Source organism: Pseudacidovorax intermedius, assembly GCF_003350475.1.
GTDB lineage: Bacteria > Pseudomonadota > Gammaproteobacteria > Burkholderiales > Burkholderiaceae_C > Xenophilus > Xenophilus intermedius.
In genome coordinates, this window is sequence record NZ_QQAV01000004.1 from 194,981 (window position 1) to 212,539 (window position 17,559).

At 70.1% G+C, this 17,559-nt stretch carries 18 protein-coding genes; 13 read left to right on the forward strand and 5 right to left on the reverse strand.

The features are described 5' to 3' along the window. Positions 1-15: 15 nt before the first annotated feature. Both DFR41_RS12980 and DFR41_RS12985 read right to left on the reverse strand, forming a co-directional pair. The gene (locus DFR41_RS12980; RefSeq protein ID WP_017762361.1) at positions 16-585 is read right to left on the reverse strand and encodes a VOC family protein; all 570 of its coding nucleotides are present in this window, start codon (positions 583-585) and stop codon (positions 16-18) included. 51 nt (positions 586-636) lie between these two features. Further along, a complete protein-coding gene (locus DFR41_RS12985; protein WP_043114155.1) occupies positions 637-1,347 on the reverse strand; it encodes a GntR family transcriptional regulator in 711 nt (236 codons plus the stop codon). A gap of 37 nt (positions 1,348-1,384) precedes the next feature. Between DFR41_RS12985 and DFR41_RS12990 the strand changes: the two genes are divergently transcribed. After that, positions 1,385-1,975, forward strand: coding sequence for an NADPH-dependent FMN reductase (locus DFR41_RS12990; protein ID WP_017762363.1), 591 nt, complete (start codon positions 1,385-1,387; stop codon positions 1,973-1,975). 7 nt (positions 1,976-1,982) lie between these two features. Here DFR41_RS12990 and DFR41_RS12995 read toward each other — a convergent pair whose 3' ends face one another. After that, the gene (locus DFR41_RS12995) at positions 1,983-2,900 is read right to left on the reverse strand and encodes a LysR family transcriptional regulator (RefSeq protein ID WP_017762364.1); all 918 of its coding nucleotides are present in this window, start codon (positions 2,898-2,900) and stop codon (positions 1,983-1,985) included. A 134-nt stretch (positions 2,901-3,034) separates the two neighbouring features. Between DFR41_RS12995 and hpaH the strand changes: the two genes are divergently transcribed. The 8 genes from hpaH to DFR41_RS13035 all read left to right on the forward strand — a co-directional run bounded on the left by hpaH (position 3,035) and on the right by DFR41_RS13035 (position 10,787). Beyond that, entirely contained in the window at positions 3,035-3,841 is an 807-nt protein-coding gene (gene hpaH / locus DFR41_RS13000) for a 2-oxo-hept-4-ene-1,7-dioate hydratase (RefSeq protein ID WP_114802971.1), read from the forward strand. Beyond that, positions 3,841-4,644 carry a 4-hydroxy-2-oxoheptanedioate aldolase gene (gene hpaI, locus DFR41_RS13005; RefSeq protein WP_017762366.1) on the forward strand — a complete coding sequence of 268 codons (804 nt, stop codon included), beginning with the start codon at positions 3,841-3,843 and terminating at the stop codon, positions 4,642-4,644. Before hpaH ends, hpaI begins: the two co-directional genes overlap by 1 nt. A gap of 2 nt (positions 4,645-4,646) precedes the next feature. After that, complete coding sequence (locus tag DFR41_RS13010) at positions 4,647-6,086, forward strand: FAD-binding oxidoreductase (RefSeq protein ID WP_114802972.1); 1,440 nt, start codon at positions 4,647-4,649, stop codon at positions 6,084-6,086. Then, positions 6,083-7,558, forward strand: coding sequence for an aldehyde dehydrogenase family protein (locus tag DFR41_RS13015; RefSeq protein WP_114802973.1), 1,476 nt, complete (start codon positions 6,083-6,085; stop codon positions 7,556-7,558). Before DFR41_RS13010 ends, DFR41_RS13015 begins: the two co-directional genes overlap by 4 nt. A 21-nt stretch (positions 7,559-7,579) precedes the next feature. Further along, positions 7,580-8,446 carry a DODA-type extradiol aromatic ring-opening family dioxygenase gene (locus DFR41_RS13020; protein ID WP_114802974.1) on the forward strand — a complete coding sequence of 289 codons (867 nt, stop codon included), beginning with the start codon at positions 7,580-7,582 and terminating at the stop codon, positions 8,444-8,446. Between the two features lie 19 nt (positions 8,447-8,465). After that, positions 8,466-9,410 carry a fumarylacetoacetate hydrolase family protein gene (locus DFR41_RS13025; RefSeq protein ID WP_114802975.1) on the forward strand — a complete coding sequence of 315 codons (945 nt, stop codon included), beginning with the start codon at positions 8,466-8,468 and terminating at the stop codon, positions 9,408-9,410. Between the two features lie 197 nt (positions 9,411-9,607). Next, positions 9,608-10,186 (forward strand): DoxX family protein, encoded by a 579-nt coding sequence (locus DFR41_RS13030; RefSeq protein WP_114802976.1) that lies wholly within the window; start codon positions 9,608-9,610, stop codon positions 10,184-10,186. Between the two features lie 310 nt (positions 10,187-10,496). Continuing rightward, entirely contained in the window at positions 10,497-10,787 is a 291-nt protein-coding gene (locus DFR41_RS13035) for a hypothetical protein (protein WP_017762107.1), read from the forward strand. Positions 10,788-10,858: 71 nt separating this feature from the next. On the opposite strand, the gene DFR41_RS13040 is transcribed toward DFR41_RS13035, so the two are convergent. After that, positions 10,859-11,323: a Cd(II)/Pb(II)-responsive transcriptional regulator gene (locus DFR41_RS13040; RefSeq protein WP_017762108.1), complete on the reverse strand. Its 465-nt coding sequence runs from the start codon at positions 11,321-11,323 to the stop codon at positions 10,859-10,861. A gap of 56 nt (positions 11,324-11,379) precedes the next feature. Between DFR41_RS13040 and DFR41_RS13045 the strand changes: the two genes are divergently transcribed. Continuing rightward, positions 11,380-13,545 carry a heavy metal translocating P-type ATPase gene (locus DFR41_RS13045; protein WP_114802977.1) on the forward strand — a complete coding sequence of 722 codons (2,166 nt, stop codon included), beginning with the start codon at positions 11,380-11,382 and terminating at the stop codon, positions 13,543-13,545. Between the two features lie 15 nt (positions 13,546-13,560). Here DFR41_RS13045 and DFR41_RS13050 read toward each other — a convergent pair whose 3' ends face one another. Next, positions 13,561-13,890, reverse strand: a complete 330-nt coding sequence (locus tag DFR41_RS13050; RefSeq protein ID WP_114802978.1) for a four-helix bundle copper-binding protein — start codon at positions 13,888-13,890, stop codon at positions 13,561-13,563. Between the two features lie 405 nt (positions 13,891-14,295). Here DFR41_RS13050 and DFR41_RS27365 point away from each other — a divergent pair, with 405 nt between their 5' ends. The 3 genes from DFR41_RS27365 (at position 14,296) to DFR41_RS13065 (ending at position 17,555) form a co-directional block, all read left to right on the forward strand. After that, a complete protein-coding gene (locus tag DFR41_RS27365) occupies positions 14,296-14,535 on the forward strand; it encodes a DUF2946 family protein (RefSeq protein ID WP_147284347.1) in 240 nt (79 codons plus the stop codon). Between the two features lie 78 nt (positions 14,536-14,613). After that, entirely contained in the window at positions 14,614-16,158 is a 1,545-nt protein-coding gene (locus DFR41_RS13060; protein WP_244917739.1) for a TolC family protein, read from the forward strand. Then, positions 16,158-17,555 carry a multicopper oxidase family protein gene (locus tag DFR41_RS13065; protein WP_114802980.1) on the forward strand — a complete coding sequence of 466 codons (1,398 nt, stop codon included), beginning with the start codon at positions 16,158-16,160 and terminating at the stop codon, positions 17,553-17,555. The genes DFR41_RS13060 and DFR41_RS13065 overlap by 1 nt, the downstream gene beginning before the upstream one ends. The last annotated feature ends 4 nt before the right edge of the window (positions 17,556-17,559 follow it).

The following is a 17,559-nucleotide window of genomic DNA, read 5'->3' on the forward strand; positions in this document are numbered from 1 at the left end:
CCGGCACCGTGTGGATCACGCGCGGGCAGCCGATGCCGACGCCACAGGAGCCTTGGCCTGGAACCGGGCCTGCCACTGGTCCAGCGGCATGAAGGTGGGATCGGCGCGGCAGATGGCCTCGGTCTCGCGCATCAGCGTCTCGTCGTCCTTGTCGAGGTCGAGCGGGTCGCCGTGCGGCTGGGCCACGTAGAAGGGCATGTCCACGTACACCTCGACGGTGTTGCCTTCGGGGTCGCGCATGTACATCGACAGCGCGTTGCCGTGGTTGAGGCCGCGCACCTCGGTGGCGCCGCGCTCCCGGGCGCGCTGCGTCACCTCGCGCAGATGCTGGATGCTGGGCACGACGAAGGAGATCTGCATCACTGTGCTGAAGCTCGCATCGGCGGGTCGGCCCGAGGCCAGCACCAGCTGGTGGTGCTGGTCCTCGCTGGCGCTGGTGAACACCAGCTCGTTCTTGAAGGTGCTGCCCACGCCGCGATCGGTGATCGTGAGGTCGAAGGTCTCGGTATAGAACGCCACCATCTTCTCCAGGTCGGTCACGAAGATGCCGAAGTGGGAAGGCGTGGGCCGCAGGACTTTGAGCATGGGGTTTCTTGTCTCCGTTGTTGTCTCGAATGGGTCGCCAGCCGTGTGTGTTCAGGGCGGCGGCAGGTCTTTCAGGATGTTCTCGACGTTGCGCTGCGTGCTGCGCATGTGCTCCTCGAGCAGAGCGCAGGCGGTGTCGGCATCGCGCCGCAGGGCGGCGTCCATGATCCGGCGGTGCTCGTTGGTCTTGCGCTTGGCCACCTTGCGAAAGCGCCCGCTGAAGCGCCGATAGCGCTCGGCCTGGTCGAACAGGCTTTCGCCCCAGCGCCGTTGCCGCTCCGATGGACAGGCAGCGAGCAAAGAAAGATGGAAGGCGCGGTGCAGGTCGGACCAGTGGTCGTCCAGGATGACCGGGCCGTCGGGCAGGCGGGCCTCGACCAGTTCCAGCCGATGGAAGGCCGCCACCACCTCGCTCTCCCAGCGGTCGTCGCCGTGCTGGATGGAATCGCGCAGGGCCGGCACGTCGAGCATCAGGCGCATGCGAGTGATGTCGGCCATGTCCTCGGCCGACAGCGGCGCGACGCGGAAGCCTCGGCGCTCGTCGGCGCGGATGAGGCCTTCCTGCGCCAGCCGGCTGAGGGCTTCGCGCAGCGGACTGCTGGAGAAGCCGTAGGCGTTCTGCAGTTCGTCCACCTTCAGCTTGACGCCCCCGGCGTAGGTGCCGCTGAGCACGTCCTGCCGCAGCCGGGCGAAGGCCTGGTCCACCAACGTGGGTTCGCGCAAGACGGCATCCGTTTTTTGCATGGACGCGATTTTATGCATAAACTTTTCTTCCGTGCATAGTTCAATGGATCGATCGATGAATGTTTCTTCCGACATCAGGCCTGCAGCGGCGGTTCGCCTGCTGGCCATCTCCGGCAGTCTGCGCCGCGCCTCTCACAGCACCGCGGTGCTGCGCCACATGGCCACGCTGCTGCCGGCAGACGCCCAGCAGCGTCTCTTCACGCTGGAGGAGATACCGCCCTACGACGGCGACGTGGACGGCCCCCAGCCGCCCGCGGCCGTCGCGGAGCTGAAGGATGCCATTGCCCAGGCCGATGGACTGGTGATCTGCTCGCCGGAATACAACTACGGCATGCCCGGCGTGCTGAAGAACGCCATCGACTGGGCCTCGCGGCCCGCCTTCGCCTCGCCCCTCAAGGGCAAGCCCGCGCTGGTGATCACGGCATCGCCCGGCGCCCTGGGCGGGGTGCGGGCCCAGGCGCAGATCCGCGATGCCCTGGCCGCCACGCTGGCCCGCCCTCTGTCGCGGCCCCATGTGGCCGTTCCGCTGATCGCGTCGCGCTTCCAGGACGGCCAATTGAGCGACGCCACGACGCTGGAGATGCTGCAGGCCGCCCTGGCCGACCTGCTGGCGGAGATCCGCCTGCTGGCCGCCGCGCGTGGCTGAACAGCGTTCAATCGTCCTTCTTCTGCCAGCCGGGCAACCACTGCAGCAGGTGGTCGGCGAAGGCCTCGGCCGCCGGCGGCAGGGTGCGCACCGTCGAGCGGTAGAGGCAGACCGTGCGCACCGTCTCGGGCTCGACCACACGGCGCAGCACCAGGCCGAGCGGCCGCGCCACCACGCCCACGTAGGCCGGCGCGAGCGTGGCGGCCAGCCCCTGGGCGGCGATGCCCAGGGCGGTGGAGACGTTGTCCACCACGTCGACCGGCTCCACCCGTGCATCTGCGGGGGCATTGACATGCATCTGCGAGACGCTGCGCTCGTGGTCGCGCCCAGCGGCCACCAGGGCGTGGCCGTGCAGGTCGGTCCACCGCAGCTGCTTGCTGCGTGCCAGCGGATGGTCCGGCGCGCACCACAGCACCCAGCGGCTGTCGAAGACGGCCGTACCTTGCACACCTTCGCCGGTGGGCCGATCCGGCCCGACCGCCAGGTCGACGTCGCCGGCGGTGACCGCATCCACCAGCTGGTCGACCGGGAGGTCCTTCACCCGCACGACAACACGAGGCCGCAGGGCCTGGAAGGCGCCGATGGCCGCCGGGATGGCCGCGCCGGCCAGCACCTGCGGGGCACCGACCCGCACGATGCCGGCCGCCTGGTTGCGCACGTCGGAGGCCGCGATCTCCGCGGCCTGCACATGCCGCAGGACCGTCTCGGCGGGCCCCAGGAAGTGCTGGCCCGCGCTGGACAGCGCCACGCGCCGCGTGGTGCGCTCGAAGAGGCGGAAATCGACGATGGCCTCCAGCTCGGCGATCAGCTGGCTCACGGCCTGCGCCGTGAGCCCCATGCGCTGCGCCGCGCCGGTGAAGCTGCGCTGCTCCGCCACGGCGACGAAAGCCTCGAGCTGGCGAAGGGTGTAGCGGGTCAGGGCCATCGATCGATTATCAAGCGCTGCTTGATCACTGTTCCAAATCCATTGCTTGTGGCGGACGGCCATGCTGCCGAGACTTCGCCTTCATCAAGACGGCGCCTTGCCACCCATGGCAGGGCGATGCAGGAGACACATCCATGACAGACACCCAGGAGCGCAACCGCGCGCTCGCCCACGAACTCATCGAGGCCGAGCGCAGCCGCCAGCCCGTCGAGCAATTCAGCAAGCGCCTGTCCGGCATGACCATCGCCGACAGCTACGCCATCCAGCGCGAATGGACGGCCCTGAAGCTGGCCGATGGCGACACCATCGTCGGCCGCAAGATCGGCCTGACCTCGCGGGCCATGCAGATCGCCTCGCAGATCACCGAGCCCGACTACGGCGTGCTGCTGCAGAGCATGGTGATCGACAACGGCACCGAGGTGGAGGCCGCCCGCTTCCTGGTGCCGCGGCTCGAAGTGGAATTCGCCTTCATCCTCGCCAAGCCGCTGCGTGGGCCCAACGTCACGCTGTTCGACGTGCTCAACGCCACCGACTACGTGATCCCCGCGCTGGAGCTGATCGATGCCCGCATCGAGCAGTTCGACCGCGTGACCAAGGCGCCGCGCAAGGTGCTGGACACCATCGCCGACAACGCCGCCAGCGCCGGCATCGTGATGGGCGGCCGCCCGATGCGCCCGGACCAGGTGGACTGGCGCTGGGCCGGTGCGCTGCTCTTCAAAAACGGCGTGATCGAGGAATCGGGCCTGGGCGCCGCGGTGCTCAACCACCCGGGCAACGGCGTGGCCTGGCTGGCCAACAAGCTGGCGCCACACGGCGAGGGGCTGGAAGCGGGCCAGATCGTGCTGGGCGGCTCTTTCACCCGGCCGGTGCATTGCGCCGCCGGCGACACCTTCCACGCGGACTACGGTTCGCTCGGCTCCATCTCCCTGAAGTTCGTCTGATGACCTCCACCGTGAACACCTTCAAGGCCGCACTGGCCGCACCCGGCGCTCAGATCGGCCTCTGGCTCGGCCTGGCCGAGCCCTACACCGCCGAGCTGTGCGCCACCGCCGGCTTCGACTGGCTGCTGGTCGACGGCGAGCACGGGCCCAACGACCTGCGCTCCATGCTGGGCACGCTGCAGGCGGTGGCGCCCTACCCCGCCCACCCCGTGGTCCGCATTCCGCACAGCGACGCGGCGCTGGTCAAGCAGGTGCTGGAGATCGGCGCCACCACACTGCTGGTGCCGATGGTGGAAGACGCCGAACAGGCCCGCGGCCTGGTGCAGGCCATGCGCTATCCGCCGCAGGGCATCCGCGGCGTGGGCAGCGGCCTGGCGCGCTCCTCGCGCTGGGGCGCCGACGCGCACTACCTGCAGACCGCCAACGACCGCATGTGCCTGCTGGTGCAGGTCGAAACGGCCTCCGCCCTGTCGCGCATCGACGAGATCGCGGCCGTGGAAGGCGTCGATGGCGTGTTCATCGGCCCGGCGGACCTGTCGGCCTCGATGGGCCTGCTGGGCCAGCCCGGCCATCCGGACGTGCGCGCGGCCATCGAGCATGCATTCGCCCGCATCCTGGCCGCCGGCAAGGCGCCGGGCATCCTGGCCACCGACGAGACGGCCGCCCGCCACTGGATCGGCAAGGGCGCACGCTTCATCGCCGTGGGCGTGGACGCGACCCTGCTGGCCCAGGCCAGCCGCGCCCTGGCCCGCCGCTTCAAGGAAGCCCCGGCGCCCGCCGCCGGCAGCACCTCGGGCTACTGAGCATGCAGGCCGCACTGGACGAACTGCGCCAGGCCTTCGCCGGCCGCCTGCTGGTAGACGAGGCGGACAAGGCACCCTTCCTGACCGACTGGCGTCGCAAGTGGACCGGCCAGGCCGTCGCCGTGGCCCAGCCCGACAGCGCCGCCGACGTGGCGGCCGTGGTGCGCTGGTGCGCCCAGCACCGCATCGCCGTGGTGCCGCAGGGGGGCAACACCGGCCTGTCGGGCGGCGCCACGCCCGATACGTCGGGCCGCACGCTGGTGCTGTCGCTCACGCGCCTGAACAAGGTGCGCGCCATCGACACCATCAACAACACGCTGACGGTGGAAGCCGGCGTCACGCTGCAACAGGTGCAGGACGCCGCGCGCGAAGCCGGCCGGCTGTTCCCGCTGAGCCTGGCCGCCGAAGGCACCTGCACCATCGGCGGCAACCTGGCCAACAATGCCGGCGGCGTGCAGGTGCTGCGCTACGGCAACGCCCGCGAACTGTGCCTGGGCCTCGAAGCTGTCACGGCACAGGGCGAGCTGTGGGACGGCCTGCGCGGCCTGCGCAAGGACAACACCGGCTACGACCTGCGCGACCTGTTCATCGGCAGCGAAGGCACGCTGGGCGTGATCACCGCCGCGGTGCTCAAGCTGCACCCGCTGCCCGCGGCGCAGGTGGCCGCCTTCGTCGCCGTGCCCGATCCGGCCGCCGCATTGCAGCTGCTGCAGCTGGCGCAGTCGCGCCTGGGCGCCGGCCTCACGGCCTTCGAGCTAATGAGCGACACCTGCATCGCGCTGGTCGAAAAGCACGTGGACAGTGCCCGCCTGCCGCTGGCCGAGCGCTCGCCCTGGTACGTGCTGCTGGAAGTCAGCGACAACGTGGACGAGGCCCATGCCAGCGCCGCCATCGAAGGCCTGCTGGAGGCCGCGCTGGAGCAGGAGCTGGCCACCGACGCCGCCCTCTCCGCCACGCTGGCCCAGTTCCAGGCCCTGTGGGCACTGCGCGAGGACATCTCCGAATCGCAAGGCGCCGAGGGCCGCACCATCAAGCACGACATCGCGCTGCCCATCTCCCGCATCGCCGACTTCATCGCCACCATGGGCGCGGAGATCGAGCGCCGCTGGCCGGGCGAGCGGCTGGTCGTCTTCGGCCACCTGGGCGACGGCAACCTGCACTACAACCTCTCGCCCGCCGCCGACCGGCTGGGCGCGGAGCACCGCGCCGCCTTCGAGGCGCTCGAAAAGCCCATCAACCAGTGCGTGCACGACGCGGTCGTGGCCCATGGCGGCTCGATCTCGGCCGAGCACGGCCTGGGCGTGCTGCGCCGGGACGAATCCGCGCGCCACAAGTCGGCGGTCGAGCTGCGCCTGATGCAGGCCGTCAAGGCCGCGCTCGATCCGCACGGCCTCATGAATCCCGGCAAGTTGCTGCCACCCAACCAGGAGCATTCCGAATGACCACTTCCCTGCTGGACGTGGCGGGCGTCAAGGTCTCGCCCGACCACTACATCGACGGCCGCCGCGTGCCCTCGGCCACCACCTTCGAGCTCTTCAGCCCCATCGACCAGAAGCCGCTCGGCCGCATCGCCGAAGGCCTGGAGGACCACACCGAAGCCGCCATCGCGGCCGCGCAGCGCGCCTTCCCGGCGTGGAGCGCCATGAGCGCTTCCGAGCGCCTGCCCTATCTTGAGCGCTTCGCCGAGGAGATCGGCAAGCGTGCCGACGACTTCTGCCGGCTGGAGAGCACCGACGCCGGCGTGCTGCTCTCGCGCATGCGCCACGGCGTGGTGCCGCGCGCCATGCTCAACATCCGCTGGTTCGCGCAGCATGCGCTGGAACTGCAGAACCGCCCCATCGACACCGAGCAGGCCCACCACATCGTGCGCCACGACCCGGCCGGCGTGGTGGTGATCATCACGCCGTGGAACGCGCCGTTGATGCTCTCCACCTGGAAGCTCGGCCCGGCCCTGGCCGCAGGCAATACCTGCGTGCTGAAGCCGCCAGAGTGGGCACCGCTGACCTGCTCGCTGCTGGCCGACTGCGCCGACGCGGCCGGCCTGCCGCCAGGCGTGTTCAACGTGGTGCAGGGCACCGGTGCCAGCACCGGCGCATGGCTGGTGGGCGATGCGCGCATCGCGCGCGTCTCCTTCACCGGCAGCGTGCCCACGGCCAAGTCCATCGCGCAGGCCGCTGGCGCCAACCTGGTGCCCTGCAGCCTGGAGTTGGGGGGCAAGAGCCCCTTCATCGTGCTGGAAGATGCCGACCTGGACGGCGCAGCCGCCACCGGCGCGCTGATGTACCGCAACGCCGGCCAGGTCTGCCTGGCGGGCACGCGCTTCCTGGTACACGAGAAGGTGGCCGAGCGCTTCATCGCCACCATGCGCAGCCACGTCGCGAAGCTCAACGTGGGCGACCCGCGCGACGAGGCCACCGAAGTCGGCCCCATCATCCATCCGCGCCAGGTAGAGCGCGTCGAAGGCTTCGTGCAACGCGCCGTCGCGGCCGGTGCCGAGCTGCTGTGGGGCGGCGAGCGCCACGACTTCGGCGCCCAGTACTTCAAGCCCACCATGCTCACGCAGGTGGCGCAGGACAGCGAGATCGTGCAGAACGAGGTCTTCGGCCCCGTGCTCACGCTGCAGACCTTCGCCAGCGACGAAGAGGCCATCGCGCTGGCCAACGGCACCGACTACGGCCTGGGCGGCGTCTGCTACGGCGAGACCGGGCACGCCACCGAAATCGCCAAGCAGGTGCGCACCGGCTTCATCTGGGTCAACAGCTTCGGCATCCGTGACCTGGCCGCGCCCTTTGGCGGCATCAAGCGCTCCGGCGTGGGCCGCGAAGGCGGCGACTGGAGCTTCGAATTCTTCTGCGACGTCAAGGACGTCGTGGTTCCCAAGAAGCCGTTCAAGGCGAGCTTCAGCCACCGCTGAACGCACACAGGAGACATTTCCATGGGACAGATCGTTGGATCGGCCATCGTGTCGCATCACCCCGGCCTGATGCAGTGCGAGGAGTTCCGCCGCCTGCAGGGCGCCGGAGAAGACTCGGACCTGATCGCCGGCTATGCCCGGCTGCGCGAGCGCATCGCGGCCGCGAAGCCGGACGTGGTCATGATCTTCGACAGCCACTGGTTCACCACCGGCTACCACCTGGTGGACGGCGGCGCGCGCTACAGCGGCACCTACATCTCCGACGAGATGCCCTGGTACCTGCACGGCGTGCCCTTTACCTACCGCGGCCATCCGCGACTGGCCCGGGCGCTGGAGACCGCCTCGCGGGCGCGCCAGGGCTATGTGCGCGTCATCGACCACCCCGATCTGGGTCGGCACTACGCCACGGTCAACCTGGTCAAGCATTTGCGGCTGGAGCTGGACGACACGCCGGTGGTGACCGTGAGCTCTTGCCAGAACTGCCGCTGGGAGCAGTTCCTCCAGTCCGGCGAGGACATCGGCGAAGGCATCCGCGCCAGCGGCCTGCGCGTGGTGTTGCTGGCCTCGGGCGCGCTCAGCCACAAGTTCAACGGCATCGACTGGAAGCCGAACCATCCGCGCATCTTCCACGAGAGCAACGTCTCCTCGCCCGAGAACATCGAGAGCGACAAGGGCGCCATCGCACTGATGGCCGAAGGCCGGCACGACCTGATCCTGGAGCGCTGGGACGCCGAATACCGACGCAAGCCCTGGGAGGCCTTCGGCGCGCACTACCTGCAGATGCTGGGCGCCATGGGCGGCGCCGACTGCCGCGCCAAGGGCGAGTCCCTGTCCGCCTACGAAAACGCCCGGGGCACCGGGAACATCCACATCTGGTTCTCTGCCTGAGCCCCACACAAGAATCGCCATGAACTTCGAATTCCCACTCCAGAGCCTGCCCACCGTGATGCAGGGCCCCCGCGTCGAGCGACGCCGCGTCCTCATCGGTGGCAGCGCCTTCTGGGGCACGATGGTGGAAGAAGGCGCCGACGCCGGCCGCCTGCGCCTGGACGATGGCCGCCTGCTGGACGCCGACGCGCAGACCTACCTGCCGCCGGTCAACCCGAGCAAGATCATCGCGGTGCACATCTCCTACCGCTCGCGCAGCATGGAGACCCGCAACAAGCCCAAGCCGACCGAGACGCCCACCTACTTCACCAAGCCGCCGACCTCGCTCAACGGCCACAAGGGCCAGATCCTCAAGCCGGCGGACTGCAAGTACCTCAACTACGAGGGCGAGTACGCGGTGGTGATCGGCCGCACCTGCCGCAACGTCACGCCCGACGAAGCCTGGGACCACATCGAAGGCTTCTGCCCCGCGCTGGACATGGGCCTGCAGGACTTCCGCGACACCGACCAGGGCAGCATGCTGCGCGTCAAGGGCGCGGACACGCTGCTGCCCATCGGCCCGGGCATCGTGCGTGGCGTGGACCTGTTCGCGCAGACGCTGCGCACCTTCGTCGACGGCCGCGTGGTGCAGGAGGCGCACATCGGCGAAGAGACCATCTGGGGCCCGCACTACGTGATCGCCGACATCGCCCGCCACATCACCCTGATGCCCGGCGACGTGATCCTGATGGGCACGCCCTGCCATTCGCGCAGCGTCGACCCAGGCCATGTCGTGGCCTGCGAGATCACCGGCATCGGCCGCGTGGAAGGTACGGTGGTGGCCATCGACGCGCCGCGCGCGGCGGCCCTGGGCGTGGGCCATGCCCCCACCGACAGCCCCGAGGTGCGCCGCGTGGCGCTGGGCTTCGACGAGCGCGTGCCGGAACACTTCAAGGCCAACCTGCGCGCGGCCAAGGGCGAATGATCGGCAAGGTCTGCGTTCAGGCCCATGGCGCGACCCTGGACGCGGACGACGCCGTCTCGATGCATGTCCGGCCGTTCCACTGGACCCAACCATGACATGCATCAAAAGCCTTGGATGAGTGCCTGGGAAGATCGTCGTGCACCCGGACACACGTGCTCCAACCAGTGCGGCACCCCCGAAAATTCTGCAAGGCTCCTATGCGTCGCTCCTTCGATTCCAGGGTTTCCAGAGAAAGTCTGTTCATACCGGCGCTGGCCCCCTTCTACGAGAACTTCGCGCAGCCTCTGGGATGGCTGTTGCTCCGGCTGGCCCTGGGCGGCTGGCTGCTCCACGAGGGCTGGCCGAAGATCCTCGATCCGATGGGCCAGGTGCAGTTCGTCGAGATGATCGGCTTCCATCCGGGATGGCTGTTCTCGCCACTGCTGGCCGTCATGCAGGTCGTCGGCGGTGCTGCCATCCTGCTGGGCTTTCTTACCCGGCCCTTCGCCCTGGCCAACGCGGTCATGCTGTTCGTGACGGTGTGGTTCCACTTCCACTTCCCGTACAACGCCCAGCCGCTTCTGACCAGCGCGGGCCTTGAAGCGATCAAGGCCCATCCGGAGTTCCTGACGCCCAATGGCACGAAGCGGCTCATGGACGCCGGTGTCGCGTTCACGGACCTGCTGCAAGGCAAGGCCGTGCAGCTGTCCAGCATCTGGGCCTTCGGCTGCCTGTTCTTCGCGGCCTTCGGTGGCGGGGTCTGGTCGGTCGATCGACAGCTCAAGAAGTCCTTCTGAGGCGACCCCGCTCCGCACGGGCACGATCCGGCCGAGGCGTCCTCCAGATGCGGGGGTGGGCAATGACCTGGCACCGCTCGTAATGATCGCGGGCATGGAGAAGGGGTGACCCTCTAAGAGGGCCGCTGCCCCACAGCGCCGTTGGGACCGCACTGGCGTGCCTGCGCCAAGCCGGCTGAGAGATCTGCGCGTTGCCCTGCCTCGACCTACCGCGGACCCAAGGCTTGTCCTACGTGCCCCGGCACAGCCTGCATGCAGACTCCGCGCCAATGTTGCACGAACACGTGCGCCGACAAGGAACCCGAGCCACATGACTGACACCCCCGACCCCCGATTTGCTGCCTGGATGAAGGCGGAGCGCGACTCGTATGAGGCGATCCATCAGCTTCAGCAGAGCACGCAGGGTGGACGGCGTGTGGCCGAGGCGGAGGCGTTGGCCCGGATCTCGGCGCTGCGGCGTGAGGCAGACCGGCGCTTGGCGGAGCTGTGCCGGACCGAGCAGGCCATCGCGCGCGTCGATGCGCGGGCAGAAGCGGAAATCCCGAGAGTGCCCTTCACCCGGCCCGCTTCCGGCGCGGCAGGCCTCAGCTACAAGCACTGAAGACAGATCGTCCTGCCACGGGGTCGGGGCGCGATGGCGCGTCGACCCCGTTTCCGTTCTGCGTTTTCGCCTCAAACATGGCGCCGGGGTGTGCCGCCAGGGCCGACGCCATCAGCGGGTTGTGCGTCTGCCCGTTCATGCAAGGCCTCGATGGTGTGGCAATAGCTGTCCTGCCCATCGCAGCGGTCGCGCAGCGTCTTCAGGTCCTGCTCCAACGATCGAAGCTCCGCGATGCGCTCGCGCACATGGCCCAGGTGCGCGTTGAGCACGTCGCAGGCCGCGCTGCAGTCGGCCTTGCTGCGCAGGTCCAGCGACAGCAGGGCACGCACCTCGTCCAGCGACATGTCCATGGCCCGGCACATGCGGATGAAGCGCAGGCGGTGCACGTCGTCGGCGCTGTAGAGCCGGTAGCCGTTGTCGGCCCGCTGCTCCGCGCCGAGCAGGCCCTCCTTTTCGTAGTAGCGGATGTTGGCGGCGCTGACGCCCGAGCGACTGGCTGCCTCGCCGATGCGCAGGTGGGGGCTTGCAGAAGGCATGCTTGACCTTGAAGTGGCTTGAAGGTTTTCAATGCTGGCACGAAAGCGAAAACCCGATGACGAGCCGCCCTTCCCCCTCCCTCGCCGGCGAGCCGGCGCACCGCCACCACACGCCGCGCACCCACGCCACGGAGCCGGTCGCCCCGCCTGCGGCACCGCGCACGCTGCGCATTGCCGCAGGTTGCGGTACCGGCTGCGGATGCAGCGCCCCCCCGCCTGCGGCCGCCCCCGCCCACCGCCACGCCGACCATGGCCATAGGGACGACGATGGTCACGCGCACGACCATGACAGTGCCCATGCCCACCCGCATGCGCACGAGGCCGGTGATGGGCACGACCACGGCCCCCTGCCCGGTCCAGCCCGCATCGCCGCTGCCCTCGGCGTCGCCATCGCGGCCGAGCTGAGCCACCTGTTGCTGCCCGACGCCCTGGCATGGCGGATCGCAGGCATGGCTCTGGCCGCCGTGGCCATCGCGCTGGCCGGCACCGGCATCTACCTGAGTGGGCTGCGCGCCCTGATGCGTGGACGCCTGGGCATCGACACGCTCATGGCCGTGGCGGTGACGGGCGCCTTCCTGATCGGCCAATGGCCCGAGGCGGCCATGGTGATGGCGCTGTATGCGCTGGCGGAGCTGATCGAGCACAAGGCGGCCGACCGCGCGCGCAACGCGATCTCGGGCCTCATGGCGCTGGCACCCGACGACGCCGAGGTGCAGGCTGCCGACGGCAGCTGGCAGCGCGTGCCCGCCACCAGCGTGGCCCTGGATGCCATCGTGCGCATCCGCCCGGGCGAGCGCGTGCCGCTGGACGGCGAGGTGAGCGCCGGCCGCAGCACGATCGACCAAGCAAGCGTGACCGGCGAAAGCATCCCGGTCGACAAGACCGTCGGCGACCCCGTGTTCGCCGCCACCGTCAACCAGGGCGGCGAGCTGCAGGTGCGCGTGACGGCCGTGGCCGGACAGACCACGCTGGACCGCATCATCGAAGCCGTCGAGAAGGCGCAGGAGTCTCGGGCGCCCACGCAGCGCTTCGTCGAGCGCTTCGCCGCCATCTACACGCCGGCAGTGTTCATCGCCGCGGCGGCCGTGGCCGTGCTGCCGCCCCTGCTGCTGGACTGGGCCTGGCTGGACGCCATCTACAAGGCGCTGGTTCTGCTGGTCATCGCCTGTCCGTGCGCGCTGGTGATCTCCACGCCGGTGACGGTGGTCAGCGGCCTGACGGCGGCCGCGCGCCGCGGCATCCTCATCAAAGGCGGCACGCACCTCGAAGGCGCGCGGCGGCTCCGGGCCATCGCGCTCGACAAGACCGGCACGCTGACCCAGGGCAAGCCGGTGCTGGTGCACTGGCAGGCCTGGGGCGATGCAGATCCGGCCCATGTGCAATGCGCCGCCTCGGCCCTGGCGGGCCGCTCGGACCATCCGGTCTCGCTCGCCATTGCCCAGGGCCTCACGAGGATCGGCGCAATACCCGAGGTCGACGAGTTCGAAGCGCTCGCCGGACGCGGCGTCCGGGGCGTGGTCGACGGACTGCCGCTGGTGCTCGCCAACCACCGCCTGATCGAGGAGCAGGGGCTGTGCAGCCCGGCGCTGGAAGCCCTGCTGGCCGACCACGAGGCGCAGGGCCGCACCCTGACCCTGCTGGCCGGCGAACATGCGGTCCTCGGCGTCTTCGCCGTGGCGGACACGCTCAAGGCCGGCTCCAGGGAAGCGGTGGCACGCCTGAAGCGCCTGGGCGTCACGCCCGTGATGCTGACGGGCGACAACCCCAGCACCGCCCGCGCCGTGGCCGAGCAGGTCGGCATCGCCGACGCGCGCGGCGGCCTGCTGCCGCAGGACAAGCTGGCTGCCATCCGCGACCTGCAGCAGCGCCATGGCGTCATCGCGATGGCGGGCGATGGCATCAACGATGCGCCCGCCATGGCCCAGGCCGACATCGGCTTCGCCATGGGTGCCGCGGGTACCGACATCGCCATGGAGACGGCCGACGTGGTCATCATGAACGACGACCTGGGCCGCATCGCCGACACCGTGGCGCTGTCGCGCCGCACCCATGCGCTGCTCTGGCAGAACATCACGCTGGCCCTGGGCATCAAGGCGGTGTTCTTCGCCCTCGCCATTGCCGGCCAGGCCACCATGTGGATGGCGGTGTTCGCCGACATGGGAGCCAGTCTGCTTGTGGTGGCCAACGGGCTGCGGCTGCTGCGCGGCTTGCCCGGGCGCTGAGGGGCGCGGCGCCGCTCAGCCGGCCATGGCCCGGCAGGCCTGGGCGCAGTCTCGGCAGGCCTCGGCACAGGCCTGGCAGTGGTCAGCCTCGTGCTGGGCGCACTCGGCAGCGCAGGCGTCGCACAGACGGGCGCAGAGCGCGCAGATGGCCGCCGCATGCTCGCTGCCGCGGGCCACCGCCGCTGCCGCGAACTGACAGGCCGCGGCGCAGTCCATGTCGAGACGGATGCAGCCGGCCATCGCGCCCGGATCGGGCTCGCGCAGGCAGGCTGCGGCGCAATGGCTGCAGGCCACGGCACAGGCGTTGCAGGCGTCGATGCAGTCCTGGTGATCAATGGGGGTCATCGCAATGTTCCTTTCATTGGTGGAGGGCAAGCGTCTTGCCGAGTGACCCAAGCCTGCGACGGCGTGCACATCGCGATGTCGGACGATGGTGCATGAGGCTGCGAGGGCAAGGCTGGCTCCGCAGCGGCGCAGCGGCCCTGCGGGGCGTCAAGGCCCGTGCTGGCGTGCACTCCTAGAATGCCGCCCGTGCGCCTCTTCGTCCTGGTCCTTGCCCTCGTCCTGCTGCCCTTGCGTGGCTGGATCGGTGGCGCCATGGCGGTGGAGGTCACACCCGCCGCGCCGTCCACACATGCCGCCCACGCGGCCAATCCGATGCCGGCGCCGCAACACATGCCGGCGATGGCGGCTGCCACAGCGCAGCCCCCGGCGCACTGCCATGAGCATGCCGCGGATGAGGGACACGGCATGCAAGAAGCATCGCCCCACGTCGCCAGCGCCCTCTCCGTGGCGCACCAGGGCGACGACAGCGGCACCGCGCACGACCACGGCCACTGCGGCCTCTGCCAGATCTGCCATTCGGTGGCGATGACCGACGCGGCACCGGCAGCCCCTGTCGCGCCGCCCGCACGCGTGCACCCCCGCAGCAGCGCCCCGCACTTCGCGAGCGCCCTGCTCGCCCAGGCCGACAAGCCGCCCATTTCCTGAACGTCCTGCCCGTAGTCCGTCCGCTGCAGCCGTCCTGACGCGCCGCAGTGCCGATGCATTGCTTCAAGGAGCGTTCTCTTGTCCACCCCTCTCGTCCCGCGCAGCGTGCGCGGGCTGCCGCTGCGGCGCCGTCACGGCGAAGCGCCGCCATTTCCCCATCTTTCCATCGCGGCGCCGCCCGCCATGTTGCGCCGTGCGTCCTGCACGGCCCTGGCAGGCGCCGCCCTGCTGCTCGCCGGCTGCGCCAGTCTGTCGCCCGAGGGCGATGCACCGCAGGCACTTTCGCTGGTGCAGGGCCAGCCGCTCGTCGGCGACGCCCGGCCCCAACGTCGGCCCGACACCGCATCCGCGGCGCAAGCGGAGGCGCTGCTGGTCCGGCCGCTCGACCAACAGGCGGCCGTGCGCATCGCCCTGGCCCAGAGCCCCCGCATGCAGGCGGCTTTCGCGGCCCTGCAGCTGTCCGACGCCGAGCGCGTGGAAGCGGCCTCGCTGCCCAATCCCGTGTTCTCCTTCGGCCGCCTGCGAGAGGGCCGCGAACTGGAGCTCGACCGGCTGATCAGCTTCAACGTGGTGGGCCTGCTCACCCTGCCGTGGCGCGCCCGCTGGGCCGACCAGCGGCAGGAGGCCGCCCGGCTTGATGCGGCGCAGGCGGTGCTGCAACTGGCGGCCGACACGCGCCGTGCCTGGCTGCGCGCCGTCGCCGACCGGCAGAGCGCTGTCTACCTGCGCGACGTGCGCGATGCCGCCGAAGCTGGCGCGACGCTGGCCCAGCGCATGCAGAAAGCCGGCAACTGGCCCGCACTGCAGGTCGCGCGCGAACAGTTGCAGCAGGCCGACGCACAGGCCCAGTTGGCCCGGGCCGAGCAGGCCGCGACCGCCAGCCGTGAGGCCCTGGTCCGTCTGCTCGGGCTCGATGGCGCGCAGGCCGCGCGGCTCACGCTGCCCGACCGCCTGCCCGACCTGCCCGCCTCGCTGCCGGCCGATGCCGACCTGCAAGCGCAGGCCCTGCGAGATCGTCTGGACCTCCGCGCCGCCCGCGCCGACGCCGCAGCCACGGCCGAAGCGCAGGGCCTGACGCGCGCCACCCGCTTCGTCGACGCCATGGAGCTGGGCGTTGCGCGCAACACCACCTTCACCAACGACATCGACCGCGGCCGCAGCACGCAACGCGGCTGGGAGATCGGCCTGCCGATCCCGCTCTTCGACTTCGGCCAGGCGCGCAGTGCGCAGGCCGAGGCACGCTACCTGCAGGCCGCCGCCCGCGTGCGTGGCGTGGCGCTGGCCGCCGTGAGCGAAGTGCGCGAGGCCGAGGCCGCCCGCCGGCATGTGTGGCAGATCGCGCATCGCTACCAGGCCGAGGTGCTGCCGCTGCAGCGCCAGATCAACGACGAGATGGTGCTGCGCTACAACGCCATGGGTGCCAGCGTCTGGCAGCTGCTGGCCGAAGCCCGCGCCAGTGCGCGAACGGTGGATGCGGCCATGCAGGCCCAGCGCGACTTCTGGCTCGCCGAGGTGGATCTGCAGATGGCGCTGACCGGCAGCTCGCCCGCCGGCCTCTCGGCCCTGCGCGGTGCAGGGACGGGCGCAGCCCTCGCCAGCTCGACGAACGAAGGAGGCCACTGATGGACCGCCGACACTTCTTCTCCGGCGTGCTGGCCGGCGCCGCCGCCGGTGCCGTCAGCCGCGTCGCCCTGGCCGCCGTGCCCGAGGCCGCGCAGCAGACCGGCCCCGCCACCGCCCCACCGCTCCTGCCGCCCGACGGCCGGCCCTACGACCCGGTCGTCACCCTCAACGGCTGGAGCCTACCCTGGCGCATGAAGGACGGCGTCAAGGAATTCCACCTCGTCGCCGAGCCCGTGGTGCGCGAGATGGCGCCGGGCTTCAAGGTCAACATGTGGGGCTACAACGGCCAGTCGCCCGGGCCCACCATCGAGGTGGTCGAAGGCGATCGGGTGCGCCTGTTCGTCACCAACCGGCTGCCCGAACACACCACGGTCCATTGGCATGGACAGCGCGTTCCCAACGGCATGGACGGCGTCGGCGGCATCACGCAGCCGCACATCCCGCCGGGCAAGACCTTCGTCTACGAATTCACCGCGCGCCGGCCCGGCACCTTCATGTACCACCCGCATGCGGACGAGATGGTGCAGATGGCCATGGGCATGATGGGCTTGTGGGTGACGCACCCCAAGGTGCGCAACCATCCGCAGATCGCGCGCGTGCAGCGCGACTTCTGCTTTCTCCTCGGCAGCTTCGACGTCGAGCCCGGCAGCGCCACGCCCAAGGTCAACACCATGACCGACTTCAACACCTGGGCCTTCAACAGCCGCGTCTTCCCGGGCATCGACCCGCTGTGCGTGAGGCGCGGCGACCGGGTGCGCATCCGCGTGGGCAACCTCACCATGACCAACCATCCGATCCATGTGCACGGCCATGAATTCGAGGTGACGGGCACCGATGGCGGCGCCGTGCCGCGCAGCGCCCGCTGGCCCGAAGTGACCACCGATGTCGCCGTCGGCCAGATGCGCCAGATCGAGTTCATCGCCGACGAGGAAGGCGACTGGGCCCTGCACTGCCACAAGAGCCACCACACCATGGGCCCCATGGGCCATGACGTGCCCACCATGATCGGCGTGGACCACCGCGGCGTCGCCGACACCATCCGCCGGCTGGTGCCCGACTACATGGTGATGGGCGACAAGGGCATGGCCGAGATGGGATCCATGGAGATGCCCCTGCCCGACAACACCCTGCCCATGATGACCGGCCGCGGCCCCTTCGGCCCGGCCGAGATGGGCGGCATGTTCACGCTGCTGAAGGTGCGGCGCGACCAGGCGCCGGGGGACTTTCACGACCCGGGCTGGTTCCGGCATCCGGCAGGCAGCGTGGCGCATGAGGTCGATGCGGGCCAGGCGCCTTCGGCGGTGAGCCGAAGCGATGAGGCGGGCGCTTCAGCCTCCGGCACAAGCGATGCCGCCCCCGCCTCTGTGCGCAAGCCCGCCGGCCATGACCGCCACTGAACGG

Bases quoted from the DNA above. Each gene is read 5' to 3' on its own strand.
- DFR41_RS12980 (WP_017762361.1), bottom strand. From the start codon at position 585: ATGCTCAAAGTCCTGCGGCCCACGCCTTCCCACTTCGGCATCTTCGTG.
- DFR41_RS12985 (WP_043114155.1), bottom strand. From the start codon at position 1,347: ATGCATAAAATCGCGTCCATGCAAAAAACGGATGCCGTCTTGCGCGAA.
- DFR41_RS12990 (WP_017762363.1), top strand. From the start codon at position 1,385: ATGAATGTTTCTTCCGACATCAGGCCTGCAGCGGCGGTTCGCCTGCTG.
- DFR41_RS12995 (WP_017762364.1), bottom strand. From the start codon at position 2,900: ATGGCCCTGACCCGCTACACCCTTCGCCAGCTCGAGGCTTTCGTCGCC.
- hpaH (WP_114802971.1), top strand. From the start codon at position 3,035: ATGACAGACACCCAGGAGCGCAACCGCGCGCTCGCCCACGAACTCATC.
- hpaI (WP_017762366.1), top strand. From the start codon at position 3,841: ATGACCTCCACCGTGAACACCTTCAAGGCCGCACTGGCCGCACCCGGC.
- DFR41_RS13010 (WP_114802972.1), top strand. From the start codon at position 4,647: ATGCAGGCCGCACTGGACGAACTGCGCCAGGCCTTCGCCGGCCGCCTG.
- DFR41_RS13015 (WP_114802973.1), top strand. From the start codon at position 6,083: ATGACCACTTCCCTGCTGGACGTGGCGGGCGTCAAGGTCTCGCCCGAC.
- DFR41_RS13020 (WP_114802974.1), top strand. From the start codon at position 7,580: ATGGGACAGATCGTTGGATCGGCCATCGTGTCGCATCACCCCGGCCTG.
- DFR41_RS13025 (WP_114802975.1), top strand. From the start codon at position 8,466: ATGAACTTCGAATTCCCACTCCAGAGCCTGCCCACCGTGATGCAGGGC.
- DFR41_RS13030 (WP_114802976.1), top strand. From the start codon at position 9,608: ATGCGTCGCTCCTTCGATTCCAGGGTTTCCAGAGAAAGTCTGTTCATA.
- DFR41_RS13035 (WP_017762107.1), top strand. From the start codon at position 10,497: ATGACTGACACCCCCGACCCCCGATTTGCTGCCTGGATGAAGGCGGAG.
- DFR41_RS13040 (WP_017762108.1), bottom strand. From the start codon at position 11,323: ATGCCTTCTGCAAGCCCCCACCTGCGCATCGGCGAGGCAGCCAGTCGC.
- DFR41_RS13045 (WP_114802977.1), top strand. From the start codon at position 11,380: ATGACGAGCCGCCCTTCCCCCTCCCTCGCCGGCGAGCCGGCGCACCGC.
- DFR41_RS13050 (WP_114802978.1), bottom strand. From the start codon at position 13,890: ATGACCCCCATTGATCACCAGGACTGCATCGACGCCTGCAACGCCTGT.
- DFR41_RS27365 (WP_147284347.1), top strand. From the start codon at position 14,296: ATGCAAGAAGCATCGCCCCACGTCGCCAGCGCCCTCTCCGTGGCGCAC.
- DFR41_RS13065 (WP_114802980.1), top strand. From the start codon at position 16,158: ATGGACCGCCGACACTTCTTCTCCGGCGTGCTGGCCGGCGCCGCCGCC.